This is a genomic window from Paractinoplanes abujensis, from assembly GCF_014204895.1.
Taxonomy (GTDB): Bacteria; Actinomycetota; Actinomycetes; order Mycobacteriales; family Micromonosporaceae; genus Actinoplanes; species Actinoplanes abujensis.
On the sequence record NZ_JACHMF010000001.1, the window covers coordinates 1,902,993 to 1,915,051 of the forward strand.

Annotated in this window: 11 protein-coding genes; 7 read left to right on the forward strand and 4 right to left on the reverse strand. The window is 69.2% G+C overall.

Annotation, left to right across the window (positions count from 1 at the left end; translation table 11 throughout):
* Positions 1-12: 12 nt before the first annotated feature.
* Positions 13-1,017, reverse strand: coding sequence for a LacI family DNA-binding transcriptional regulator (locus BKA14_RS08180; RefSeq protein WP_184950300.1), 1,005 nt, complete (start codon positions 1,015-1,017; stop codon positions 13-15).
* A gap of 343 nt (positions 1,018-1,360) precedes the next feature.
* On the opposite strand from BKA14_RS08180, the gene BKA14_RS08185 reads away from it, so the two are divergent.
* From BKA14_RS08185 to araA, 7 genes are read left to right on the forward strand one after another with little or no spacing between them, the layout of a single operon-like run.
* Positions 1,361-2,365 (forward strand): ABC transporter substrate-binding protein, encoded by a 1,005-nt coding sequence (locus BKA14_RS08185; RefSeq protein WP_239092399.1) that lies wholly within the window; start codon positions 1,361-1,363, stop codon positions 2,363-2,365.
* Between the two features lie 54 nt (positions 2,366-2,419).
* Positions 2,420-3,946, forward strand: a complete 1,527-nt coding sequence (locus BKA14_RS08190; RefSeq protein WP_203721927.1) for a sugar ABC transporter ATP-binding protein — start codon at positions 2,420-2,422, stop codon at positions 3,944-3,946.
* Positions 3,943-4,959, forward strand: coding sequence for an ABC transporter permease (locus tag BKA14_RS08195; RefSeq protein WP_184950301.1), 1,017 nt, complete (start codon positions 3,943-3,945; stop codon positions 4,957-4,959). The genes BKA14_RS08190 and BKA14_RS08195 overlap by 4 nt, the downstream gene beginning before the upstream one ends.
* Positions 4,956-5,975: a galactofuranose ABC transporter, permease protein YjfF gene (yjfF, locus tag BKA14_RS08200; RefSeq protein ID WP_184950302.1), complete on the forward strand. Its 1,020-nt coding sequence runs from the start codon at positions 4,956-4,958 to the stop codon at positions 5,973-5,975. The genes BKA14_RS08195 and yjfF overlap by 4 nt, the downstream gene beginning before the upstream one ends.
* On the forward strand, positions 5,972-7,582 hold the full coding sequence (gene araB, locus BKA14_RS08205) for a ribulokinase (protein ID WP_184950303.1): 1,611 nt from the start codon (positions 5,972-5,974) through the stop codon (positions 7,580-7,582). The genes yjfF and araB overlap by 4 nt, the downstream gene beginning before the upstream one ends.
* A complete protein-coding gene (locus BKA14_RS08210) occupies positions 7,579-8,250 on the forward strand; it encodes an L-ribulose-5-phosphate 4-epimerase (protein WP_203721926.1) in 672 nt (223 codons plus the stop codon). Before araB ends, BKA14_RS08210 begins: the two co-directional genes overlap by 4 nt.
* On the forward strand, positions 8,247-9,725 hold the full coding sequence (gene araA, locus BKA14_RS08215; RefSeq protein ID WP_184950304.1) for an L-arabinose isomerase: 1,479 nt from the start codon (positions 8,247-8,249) through the stop codon (positions 9,723-9,725). Before BKA14_RS08210 ends, araA begins: the two co-directional genes overlap by 4 nt.
* A 284-nt stretch (positions 9,726-10,009) precedes the next feature.
* On the opposite strand, the gene BKA14_RS08220 is transcribed toward araA, so the two are convergent.
* Genes BKA14_RS08220 through BKA14_RS08230 form a run of 3 tightly spaced genes read right to left on the reverse strand, consistent with a single transcriptional unit; the run spans position 10,010 to position 11,400 of the window.
* Positions 10,010-10,198: a hypothetical protein gene (locus BKA14_RS08220; RefSeq protein WP_184950305.1), complete on the reverse strand. Its 189-nt coding sequence runs from the start codon at positions 10,196-10,198 to the stop codon at positions 10,010-10,012.
* Entirely contained in the window at positions 10,188-10,484 is a 297-nt protein-coding gene (locus BKA14_RS08225) for a hypothetical protein (RefSeq protein ID WP_184950306.1), read from the reverse strand. Before BKA14_RS08225 ends, BKA14_RS08220 begins: the two co-directional genes overlap by 11 nt.
* Positions 10,485-10,509: 25 nt before the next feature.
* Positions 10,510-11,400, reverse strand: a complete 891-nt coding sequence (locus BKA14_RS08230; protein WP_239092398.1) for a substrate-binding domain-containing protein — start codon at positions 11,398-11,400, stop codon at positions 10,510-10,512.
* Positions 11,401-12,059: the final 659 nt, after the last annotated feature.

Sequence of the window (12,059 nt, forward strand, 5' to 3'; positions counted from 1 at the left end):
CTTTCGGGTGGTCTACCGGCCGGGCCGGGGACCGCTGCTGGCCCGGACCACCAACTGTGGAGCGACGCGCACGTGGTCGGGCGGTGAGGTCTCGGCTGCGGGGGAGTGGGTCATGTGTTCCAGCAGCAGGGCCAGGCTGCGCCGGCCCAGTTCGCCGAAGTCCTGGTGGACTGTGGTCAGCGGGGGGACGAAGAAGCCCGAGTCGGGCATGTCGTCGAAGCCGACCACGCTGACGTCGGCGGGCACGCGTTTGCCGGCCTCGTGCAGTGCGCGCAGCACGCCCAGGGCGATCCGGTCGTTGGCGCAGAAGATCGCCGTCACCGCGGGGTCGCGGGCCAAGGCGTGGCCCTGTTCGTAACCTGATTCGGCGTCCCACCAGCCGTGTCCGACCGCAGGGACGACGGCGCCGGCGGCGTAGAGGGTGCGGCGCCAGCCTTCGATGCGTTCGGCTGATTCGGGCCAGTCGGGTGGGCCGGCCGCGTGGTGGACGGTGGCGTGGCCCAGGTCGAGCAGGTGCTGGGTGGCGAGGCGGGCGCCCAGCGCGTTGTCGATCGACACGGTGGGCGCGGCATCGGACTCGCCGGCGCCGCCCACGGCCACGCACTGCAGCGACGGCGGGGCCTGGGCCAGGGCGTGGGTCACGGACTGTTTGGGCGCGATCGCGATGACCCCGTCGACCGAGTGCTGGGTGAGCCGGTCGACCGCGTCGAGCACTTGGCGGCGTTCCAGGTCGCGGACCGAGGCGATGCTGACCATGTAGCCGGCGTCGCGGGCCGCGCTCTCGATGCCGTGCAGCATGGATGCGGGCCCGAACAGGGTGGTCTCGAAACCGATGATGCCCAGCGTGTCGGACTGCCGGGTGACCAGGGTGCGGGCGGCCAGGTTGCGGCGGTAGTTGAGCGAGCGCATCGCGTCGAGGACGCGGGCCCGGGTTTCCGCCCGTACGTTGGGGTGGTCGTTGAGCACCCGGGACACGGTCTGGTGGGAGACTCCGGCCAGCTTCGCGACGTCGCGCATGACGGTGAGACGGGGCCGGTCGACTCCGTCGGCGGCGGGCTTTCTCGATGGCAAAGACGACCTCCGATGTGAGCGCGCACAGTTTACGGTTCCGGCGGGCCTTGTCCATCAATCCCGGCCAGGTCTTCCTGCGCGTTGTGGGAAACGGCAATCAGTCGGTAACAAACCGGCAGCGAGGCCTTGACTCGGATGTTGAGAACGGTAACACTTCCGGAACGCGGGTCCTGAGAGTGAGGTCACAGCGACTCGCCGCAACGACGAGCCCCATGAGACACCCGCGATCCGGCTGCTCGACACCCCCCGATGCGCCGGCTTACGCGCCTGTGAACGTTAACACGAAGACGTGGAGGATCCAGTGCTCAGAAGACTTTCGATCGCGGTGGCCGGCGGGCTGCTGCTCGCGTCCGCCGTGGCCGGTTGCGGCGGTGGCGACGACGCCGGCTCGGGCAACAGTGGCGGCGGCGGGAACGACAAGATCACCCTCGGCTTCTCGCAGGTCGGCGCGGAGAGCGGCTGGCGCACGGCGAACACCAAGTCGATCCAGGAGTCGGCCGCGAGTGCCGGCATCGACCTGAAGTTCTCCGACGCGCAGGGCAAGCAGGAGAACCAGATCAAGGCGATCCGCAACTTCATCACGCAGCGGGTCGACGTCATCGCCTTCTCGCCGGTGGTCGAGTCGGGCTGGAGCACCGTGCTCAAGGAGGCCAAGGACGCCGGCATCCCGGTGATCCTGACCGACCGCGCGATCGACGACCCGGACACCTCGCTCTACAAGTCCTTCATCGGCTCCGACTTCGTCGAGGAGGGCAAGAAGGCCGGCGACTGGCTGGTCAAGGAGTACAACGGCAAGTCCGACCCGGTGAACATCGTCGAGCTGCAGGGCTCGCCGGGCGCCGCGCCGGCCAACGACCGCAAGTCGGGCTTCGCCGAAGTCATCAAGGCCGACCCCAAGTTCAAGATCGTGGCCTCGCAGACCGGCCAGTTCACGCGGACCGACGGCAAGGCCGTGATGGAGACCTTCCTCAAGTCGCAGCCCAAGATCGATGTGCTCTACGCGCACAACGACGACATGGGTCTGGGTGCGATCGAGGCGATCGAGGCGGCCGGCAAGAAGCCCGGCACCGACATCAAGATCATCACGGTCGACGCGGTCAAGGACGGCATGACCGCCCTGTCCGAAGGCAAGATCAACTTCATCGTCGAGTGCAGCCCGCTGCTCGGCCCACAGCTGATGGACCTGGTCAAGAAGGTCAACAACGGCGAGACCATCCCGCAGCGGGTGCTCACCGAGGAGACCACCTTCACGCCCGAGCAGGCCAAGGAAGTTCTGGCCGACCGCAAGTACTGAGTCCCGCCCGGTGGGCCGTCGCGACGCGGCGGCCCACCATCGAACGGAGCACACATGGTCCTGCAGATGACCGGCATCAGAAAGGTCTTCCCCGGCGTCGTCGCGTTGAACGGCGTCGACTTCCGGCTGTTACCGGGCGAGATCCATGCCCTCATGGGCGAGAACGGCGCCGGCAAGTCCACGCTGATCAAGGTCCTGACCGGCGTCTACGACATCGACGGGGGGGAGATCGAGCTGGCCGGCGAGCAGGTCCGGTTCACCGGCCCGCTCCAGGCCCAGCAGGCCGGCATCAGCACGGTCTACCAGGAGGTCAACCTCTGCCCCAACCTGTCGGTGGCGGAGAACATCTTCATCGGCCGCGAGCCCCGCACGTTCGGCCGCATCCACTGGTCCGAGATGCGCAAGCGGGCAACCGCACTGCTGGGCCGGCTCGACCTCGATCTCGACGTGTCCGCCCAGCTCGACAGCTTCTCCCTGGCGATCCAGCAGATGGTGGCGATCGCGCGGGCGGTCGACACCAGATCGAAGATCCTCATCCTGGACGAGCCGACCTCCAGCCTGGACGCGGGCGAGGTCGAGCAGCTTTTCGCGATCATGCGCCGCCTGCGCGACGAGAACGTCGCCATCCTCTTCGTCAGCCACTTCCTCGATCAGGTCTACGAGATCGCGGACCGCATGACGGTGCTGCGCAACGGCCGCCTGATCGGTGAGTACCGCACGGCCGAGCTGCCCCAGATGCAGCTGGTCAGCAAGATGATCGGCAAGGAGCTGGAGGCGCTCGAGCAGATCGAGGAGGAGGCCCGGGAGGCGCCCCGCCACGAGCAGAAGATCCTCGAAGCGAAGGGCCTGGGCCGTACGGGCTCGATCGCGCCTTTCGACCTGACGATCCACGCGGGTGAGGTCGTCGGGCTGGCCGGGCTGCTGGGTTCGGGCCGCACGGAGCTGGCCCGGCTGCTGTTCGGCGCCGACCGCCCCGACAGCGGCGAGCTCGATGTGGACGGCGTGCCCGTGAAGTTCAACAGCCCGCGTGACGCCATGACCAAGGGCATCGCGTTCTCCAGCGAGAACCGGCGCACCGAGGGCATCATCGGCGAACTGACCGTACGGGAGAACATCATCCTGGCCCTGCAGGCGGCCCGCGGCTGGACCCGGCCGATCCCGCGCCGCCGTCAGGACGAGCTGGTCGACAAGTACATCAAGGCGTTGCAGATCCGCCCGGCCGACCCCGAGCGCCAGGTGCGCAACCTCAGCGGCGGCAACCAGCAGAAGGTGCTGCTGGCCCGGTGGCTGATCACCGAGCCCCGGCTGCTGATCATCGACGAGCCCACCCGCGGCATCGACGTGGGGGCCAAGGCCGAGATCCAGCGGCTGGTGGCCCAGCTGGCCGACGGCGGCATGGCCGTGCTGTTCGTCAGCGCCGAGCTGGAGGAGGTGCTCCGGCTCAGTCACAAGATCGAGGTGTTGCGCGACCGGCGCCTGGTCGAGGAACTGGCGAACACGGACGACGTCGACGCGGACCGGATCATGCAGACGATCGCGAGCGGAGCGGTCGCGTCGGGAACCAGCGGAGCCACACCATGACGAACCTGCTCAGACACCGGCTGTTCTGGCCCATCGCCGTCCTGGTGGTGCTGCTGGCCAGCAACCTGGTCTTCTCCAACAACTTCTTCACGATCACCCTGCAGGACGGCCACCTCTACGGCTCGCTGATCGACATCCTGCGCCGCAGTGCCCCGCTGGTGCTGGTGGCGCTGGGGATGACGCTGGTCATCTCGACCGGCGGCATCGACCTGTCGGTGGGCTCGGTGATGGCGATCTCGGGCGCCCTGGCCTGCCTGCTGATCGGCGACCTGAGCAACCCCGACGCGGTGGGCCCGGTGCTGCTGGTGGTCGGGCTGGCGATCGCGCTGTGCCTGGTCTTCGGGCTGTGGAACGGTTTCCTGGTCGCCGTGCTGGGGATCCAGCCGATCATCGCGACGCTGATCCTCATGGTCGCCGGGCGCGGCGTGGCCCAGCTGATCACCGACGGGCAGATCCTCAACGTGCGCTCGGAGCCGTACCGGGTGATCGGGGCCGGCTACTTCCTGGCGGTGCCGGTCAGCTTCCTGATCGCCGCGGCCGCGGTCGCGCTCACCGTGGCCCTGACCCGCCGTACGGCATTGGGTCTGCTCCTGGAGTCGGTCGGGGGCAGCCCCACCGCGAGCCGTCTGGCCGGCATCCGGGCCCGGCGCATCACCATCATGGTGTACGTCTTCGCGGCCGCGTTCGCCGGTGTGGCCGGGCTGATCTACAGCTCGGACGTGTCAAGCGCGGACAGCAACGCGGCGGGCAACCTGATCGAGCTCAACGCGATCCTGGCCGTCGTCCTCGGCGGCACGGCGCTGACCGGCGGACGGTTCTCGATCGCGGGCAGCGTGCTCGGCGCGGTCATCATCACCACGCTCGACATCACCGCGGTCAGCGTGGGCGTCCCGGTCGAGACGACGCTGCTGTTCAAGGCGATCGTCGTGATCATCCTCTGCCTGGCCCAGTCGGCGACGTTCCGGGCCAAGGTGTTCGGGCGGTTCTCGGCGAAAAGGACGGTCCCGGCATGATCGACGTCTCCACCCCGCCGGCGCCGCAGCGCAACCGGCCGCTGCTCGGGGCCAAGCGGGTCTACAAGGCCAACACCAAACACATTCCCGTCCTGGCCACGCTTGTGCTCCTGATCGTCATGTACTCGGTCGGCGTGTACAACTACGACGGCTTCGGCGACACCCAGGTCCTCCTCAACGTCTTCGTCGACAACGCGTTCCTGCTGGTGGTCGCGGTCGGCATGACGTACGTGATCCTGACCGGCGGCATCGACCTCTCGGTGGGCGCGGTGATCGCGCTGACCACGACGGTCGCCGCGACGCTGCTCGAGGCCGGCTGGTCCGCGGCCGTGGTGCTGCCGGTGGCGCTGCTCATCGGCACGGTGATGGGCCTGGGCATGGGCTGCGTCATCCACTTCTTCAAGGTGGAGCCGTTCATCGCCACGCTGGCCGGGATGTTCCTGGCCCGCGGCCTGTCCCTGCTGATCAACCGCAACTCGATCCCGATCACCAACGACTTCTGGACGCAGATGGCCCAGAAGCGGTTCCGGTTCGACGACGGCGTCTTCATCTCGCTCAACGTGGTGATCGCCGTGATCGTCGTGGTGATCGCGGCGCTCGTGCTGGCCTGGACCCGGTTCGGCCGCAACATCTACGCCATCGGTGGCAACGCCGACTCCGCGCTGCTGATGGGACTTCCCGTCGGCCGTACGAGGATCGCCGTGTACACCTTCAGCGGGTTCTGCGCCTCGCTGGGCGGCGTGCTCTACAGCTTCTACACCTCGTCCGGCTACAGCCTGCACGGGCAGGGGCTCGAACTCGACGCGATCGCGGCGGTGGTCATCGGCGGTGTGCTGCTGACCGGTGGCTCCGGATACGTGCTGGGCACGGTGCTCGGCGTGCTGGTGCTCGGCCTGATCCAGACGATCATCACGTTCCAGGGCGACCTGAACTCGTGGTGGACCCGGATCGTGGTCGGCATCCTGCTGTTCGCCTTCATCGTCCTGCAGCGGCTCGTCACGAGAAAGGCGAAATGATGCCCCAGTACGTCATCGGGGTCGACTACGGAACGCTGTCCGGCCGGGCCGTGGTCGTCCGGGTCAGCGACGGCGAAGAGGTCGGCGCGGCCGTGCACGAATACCGGCACGGCGTGATCGAGCGGACCCTGCCCGCCACCGGCGAGCGACTCAAGCCCGACTGGGCCCTGCAGGATCCGCAGGACTACCTGGACGTGCTGCGTACGGCGGTGCCCGAGGCAGTTGCGGCCGCCGGCGTCGACCCGTCGGAGGTCATCGGGATCGGCACCGACTTCACGGCGTGCACCGTGCTGCCCGTGCTGAGCGACGGAACGCCGCTGTGCAAGACGGCGGAGTTCGAGCACAGACCGCACGCGTACGTGAAACTTTGGAAGCACCATGCGGCGCAACCGCAGGCGGACCGGATCACTGAGCTGGCTCACCGCCGGGGCGAGCCGTGGATCGACCGGTACGGCGGCAAGATCTCGTCGGAGTGGCAGTTCGCCAAGGCGTTGCAGCTGCTCGAGGAGGACCCGGAGGTCTACGCGCGGACCGAGCGCTGGATCGAGGCGGCCGACTGGATCATCTGGCAGCTCGGCGGCCGCGAGACTCGCAACGCCTGCACGGCGGGCTACAAAGGGATCCACCAGGACGGCCAGTATCCGAGCAAGGACTACCTGGCCGAGCTCAACCCGGAGTTCGCCGACTTCGCGGACACCCGGCTGGCCCACCCGATCTCGGCGCTGGGGGAGCGGGCCGGCGGCCTGACCGCGGAGGCGGCCTCCTGGACGGGCCTGCCCGAAGGCATCGCGGTGGCGGTCGGCAACGTGGACGCCCACGTGACCTCGCCGGCCGCGCGTGCGGTTCAGCCCGGGCAGATGCTGCTGGTCATGGGCACCTCGACGTGCCACGTCATGAACGCCGCCGAGCTCAAAGCGGTGCCGGGCATCTGCGGCGTGGTCGACGGCGGCATCCTGGCCGGGCTCTACGGTTACGAGGCCGGGCAGAGCGGGGTCGGCGACATCTTCGGGTGGTACGCCGAGAGCGTCGGGCAGAGTCACGACGAGCTGTCCCGCCTGGCCGCGGAGCAGCCGACCGGGGCGCACGGACTGGTCGCGCTGGACTGGCAGAGCGGCAACCGCTCGATCCTGGTCGACCACCACCTGTCCGGCGTGATCGCGGGCCTCACGCTGGCGACCCGGCCGTACGAGATCTACAAGGCCCTGGTCGAGGCGACCGCGTACGGGACCCGGAAGATCGTTGAAACGTTCGAGGCGTCAGGCGTGGCGGTGACCGAACTGATCGCGGCCGGTGGCCTCAAACGCAACCCGCTCGTGATGCAGATCTACGCCGACGTGCTGCGGCGGCCGTTCAGCGTGGCCTCGTCGGAACAGGCGCCCGCGCTGGGTTCGGCCATCCACGCGGCGGTGGCGGCCGGGGCCTACCCGGACGTGGCGACCGCCGCCGAGGCGATGGGCAAGGTCGAGCGCGCTGTCTTCCAGCCGCGCGACGCCGACGCCGACGTCTACGACCAGCTCTACGCCGAATACTCCGAACTGCACGACTACTTCGGACGTACGTCGGAATCCCTGCACCGGCTGCGCGCCATCCGGAACGAGGCCCTGTGAGCATCGACGACATTCGCGCCGAGGTCTGCGACCTGCACCGTCACCTGACCCGGTGGGGGCTGGTCACCTGGACGGCCGGCAACGTCTCGGCCCGCGTACCGGGGGAAGAACTGCTGGTCATCAAGCCGTCGGGGGTCGAGTACGACGCGCTGACACCCAAGTCGATGGTGGTCTGCGACCTCGACGGCAACCTGGTCGAGGGCGAGCACAGCCCGTCCAGCGACACCGCCTCGCACGCGTACGTCTACCGGCACATGCCCGAGGTCAACGGTGTCGTGCACACCCACAGCCCGTACGCCACCGCCTGGGCCGCGCGGGGCGAGCCGATCCCGTGCTCGATCACCGCGATGGCCGACGAGTTCGGCGGGGACATCCCGATCGGGCCGTTCGCGCTGATCGGCTCGGACGACATCGGCCGTGGCATCGTCGAGACGCTGCGGGGGTCCCGCTCACCGGCGGTGCTGATGCGCCAGCACGGCCCCTTCACGATCGGCCCGACGGCCAAGGCCGCCGTCAAGGCCGCGGTCATGTGCGAGGACGTGGCGCGCACCCTGCACCTGGCCCGACAGCTCGGTCCCGTGGACCGGCTGCCCGCAACCGCCGTGGACCGCTTGTTCGACCGGTACCAGAACGTCTACGGCCAACCCCTGATGGAGGGACAGCAATGAGCGAGCACGAGGTCTGGTTCCTGACCGGTAGTCAGGGGCTGTACGGACCCGAAACCCTTGATCAGGTTGCCGCCCAGTCGCGTGATATCTCGGGCAAATTGCAGCAGGCGCTCAGCGACGTCAAGCTCGTCTGGAAGCCGGTGCTCACGTCGTCGGCCGACATCCTGACGACGGTGCGGCAGGCCAACGACGACGACCGCGTCATCGGTGTCATCGCCTGGATGCACACGTTCTCGCCGGCCAAGATGTGGATCACCGGGCTCGACGCGCTGCGCACCCCCCTGCTGCACCTGCACACCCAGGCCAACGTCGACCTGCCCTGGGCCACGATCGACATGGACTTCATGAACCTGAACCAGGCCGCCCACGGCGACCGCGAGTTCGGTTACATCGAGGCCCGGCTCGGCGTCGCCCGCAAGACCGTGGCCGGGCACGTCACCGACCCGCGGGTCACGGCGCGCATCAACACCTGGGTGCGGGCCGCACGCGGCTACGCGGCCATGCGGTCGCTGCGGCTGGCCCGCTTCGGTGACAACATGCGCGACGTCGCGGTCACCGAGGGCGACAAGGTCGAGGCCCAGCTCCGCTTCGGGGTGTCCGTCAACACGTACGGGGTCAATGACCTGGTGGCGGTGGTCGACCAGATCGGCGACGCCGAGATCGACAAGCTGGTCGGGGAGTACTCCGACCTGTACGAGATCGCCGACGTGCTGCGGGACGAACGGCACGACTCGCTGCGGTACGCGGCGCGCATCGAACTCGGCCTGCGCGCCTTCCTCGAGGCGGGCGGCTTCAAGGCGTTCACCACCAACTTCGAGGACCTGGGCGGGCTGCGGCAACTGCCCGGGCTCGCGGTGCAGCGCCTGATGGCCGACGGCTACGGCTTCGGCGGCGAGGGCGACTGGAAGACGTCGGTGCTGCTGCACACCCTCAAGGCGATGACCCCCGGCGGCACGTCGTTCATGGAGGACTACACGTACGACCTGACCCCGGGCGACGAGCGCATCCTGGGCGCGCACATGCTCGAGGTGTGCCCGTCGATCGCCGCCGGCACGCCCCGCCTGGAGATCCACCCGCTGGGCATCGGCGGCCGCGAGGACCCCGTACGGATGGTCTTCGACGCCGCCCCGGGCCCGGCCGTGGTGGTCGGCCTGACCGACATGGGCGAACGGTTCCGCCTGGTCGCCAACGAGATCGAGGTCGTGCCCCCGTCGTCGCCGCTGCCGGCTCTGCCGGTGGCGCGGGCCGTGTGGAAGCCCGCCCCCGACTTCTCCACGTCCACCGAGGCCTGGCTGACCGCGGGCGGCCCGCACCACACCGTCCTGTCGTCGGCGGTGGGCACGGAGGAACTGAACGACCTGGCCGAGATGCTGGCCACCGAACTGCTCGTCATCGACGCCGGCACGCGCATCCGCGAGTTCGCCAAGGAGGTGCGCTGGAACCAGGCGTACTACCGCCTCGCACGCGGTTTCTGAGAGCCGGGGGCCTTCAGGTCGGGAAGTGGCCTGAAGGCCTCCTGCGGTCGGGGCGCCGGGCGCCTTGCCCCTGGTGCTGCTGCCCGGGTGGCCCGGGTCGGTCGTGGAGTTCCTCGCCGTGATCGGCCCGCATCGGTCCGAATTCGACACCGGCGGCCACTTCGCGGCCATCGAGGTCCCGGAGTTGCTGGTCGAGGACACCCGGACGTTCTTCCGCCCGCTGCGCTGCACCATCCTGGCCGGGACGTCCTCCCGCCCGCCGATCGGCCGCCGGCGGCGAGCTGCTAGCGGCCGGCGAGGCCGCCGCTGCTGCAGACGATGATGAGCATGCCGAAGGCGAACAGGGCGGCCAGAATCCAGAGGCAGCCTCCGCAGCCGACGTTGTCGAAGGGGGAGGGGCGCCCCTCGCGGTTCCAGGCGGCGAACTGCTCGCGTCGTTCCCGGTCGGTGGGCATGACGGCCTCACGCTCCACTGTCGCTGGTGCGGGCCCAGATGAGCAGGGTGATGACCGCTACCGCCTCCAGGGCGATCACGGCGGTGGCCACCTGGGCGCTCACCGCGGCGGCGAGGGCGCCGGTGACGAAGAGGAACGGCCAGAACGTGAACATGCCGATCAGGCGGTAGGGCCAGACGCCGGCGAACTGCTCCTCGAAGCTGCCGCCGGTGCGGGCGCAGATGAACTTGTGCACGGACATGACCACCATGCTCGGGAACTCCCAGAGCACGAAGGCGAGCACCGGAAAGAGAAAGGGTCCCATGCCGGGAACTGACGGACGGGGGTGATCAGTGTCGATCGCGCGGAGCGGTGGTCCTGGACGTCACCGTCCCGCGGGGCATGAGGACCGGTTTCAGCCGTACGGACTCGGTGGTGTGCCGCCCCGAGCCGAGCTGGTCGAGGAGCAGGCGCAGCGCCTCCCGCCCTACGTCGGCGAACTCCTGACGCACGGTGGTGAGGCCGGGGAACGTGTAACCGGCCTCGGGCACGTCGTCGAAGCCGACCACGCTCACGTCCTCCGGGATGCGGCGGCCGCGCTCGGTCATCGCCCGCATCACACCGAGCGCGATGTCGTCGTTGGCGGCGAACACGGCAGTGCACGCCGGGTTCTCGGCCAGCAGTCGGCCGCAGCGGTAACCCGAGGCGGCCGACCAGTCGGCGCGCACGGTGGGCGGGGCGGACACTCCGGCCTCGGCCAGGGCCGCCCGCCAGCCCGCCTCGCGCGCACGGCTGCCGTGCCACTGCTCGGGGCCGGCGACGTGCCAGACCGTACGGTGGCCGTTGGCCAGCAGGTGACGCGTGGCCAGCACCCCGCCCGCGTGCTGGTCGACCGAGACGTCGGGGGCGGGACAGCCGGGTGGGCCGTCCACCGTCACCACGGGCAGGCCCGCCGGCACGGCCTGGAGCATGTCGGCGGCCGCGTCGACCGGCGCGATCACGATCAGCCCGGCGACGCCCTGGCCGGTCAGCCGGCGCACGAGCCGGCGCGAGGCCCCGGCCGCGTCGTCACCGGAGACGTGGCCGATCGTGACCGGCAGGTCGGCGTCGAGGCTGGCGTCGCCGATGGCCTGCACCATGCTGGCCGGACCGTAGAGCGTGGTGTTCTGCGCGACCACGCCGACAACGGGGGAGCGGTGGTCGCGGCCGCGGGAACTGGGCGGCGCAGGACGTGTCTGCATGCTGTTCGTCCTTTGCGGAGAGGTCCCACGAGTCATTGGTGAACGCAAACATGCTTGGTGCGGTCAGGCTCGGTCAAGCCTCCGTTACGTCCTTGTTACATCCATGTGCGGAGATCGGTCCAGGCCGCACATTCCGGTCCGGAGCCCTTGCCAAACCCGGAACTCTCGTACACATGCGAATGTTCGGGCGGCTTCCGGCACGATGCGGTCCGGGGGCGCGCATTGCTGCGCACCCCGGTGGCGGTGAGCGCGCTCATCGTGGCCGCCGCGCCGCTGTCGGCAATCGGACTTGGCTTCGTCCGGGCTGCTGTGTCCGGAGCGTGGTTTTCGATCTTTGTGTTACTGGTCGGCAGCCGGCGGCAGGAGTGGCCCGGCCAGGGAGGCAGCGGCTCGGCCGGGTGACCGCGGGCACGACGACGGCCGGGCTCGGCGGGGCTTCGGAGCGGGCGGTTGAGCCACCCTTTATGCCCGGCTTCGGTCCGTATTGTGGCGTTCTTCGTGTTCGCCGTTATCGGCGGTCACGGCGACAGAAGGTACGTTCCCCGGCCCGATGGGCAATCGTTTCCGCATGGACAATCGGTCCTACGCACGGAGGCCTAAGCATCGTGACCTGCGCATGCACATCCCAGCGGCCATGACAATACTCCGAGCGAGCGACT

Excerpts from the sequence above, each read along its gene's own strand:
- BKA14_RS08180 (WP_184950300.1), bottom strand. The coding sequence starts at position 1,017 with ATGCGCGACGTCGCGAAGCTGGCCGGAGTCTCCCACCAGACCGTGTCC.
- BKA14_RS08190 (WP_203721927.1), top strand. The coding sequence starts at position 2,420 with ATGGTCCTGCAGATGACCGGCATCAGAAAGGTCTTCCCCGGCGTCGTC.
- BKA14_RS08195 (WP_184950301.1), top strand. The coding sequence starts at position 3,943 with ATGACGAACCTGCTCAGACACCGGCTGTTCTGGCCCATCGCCGTCCTG.
- yjfF (WP_184950302.1), top strand. The coding sequence starts at position 4,956 with ATGATCGACGTCTCCACCCCGCCGGCGCCGCAGCGCAACCGGCCGCTG.
- araB (WP_184950303.1), top strand. The coding sequence starts at position 5,972 with ATGATGCCCCAGTACGTCATCGGGGTCGACTACGGAACGCTGTCCGGC.
- araA (WP_184950304.1), top strand. The coding sequence starts at position 8,247 with ATGAGCGAGCACGAGGTCTGGTTCCTGACCGGTAGTCAGGGGCTGTAC.
- BKA14_RS08225 (WP_184950306.1), bottom strand. The coding sequence starts at position 10,484 with ATGGGACCCTTTCTCTTTCCGGTGCTCGCCTTCGTGCTCTGGGAGTTC.
- BKA14_RS08230 (WP_239092398.1), bottom strand. The coding sequence starts at position 11,400 with ATGCAGACACGTCCTGCGCCGCCCAGTTCCCGCGGCCGCGACCACCGC.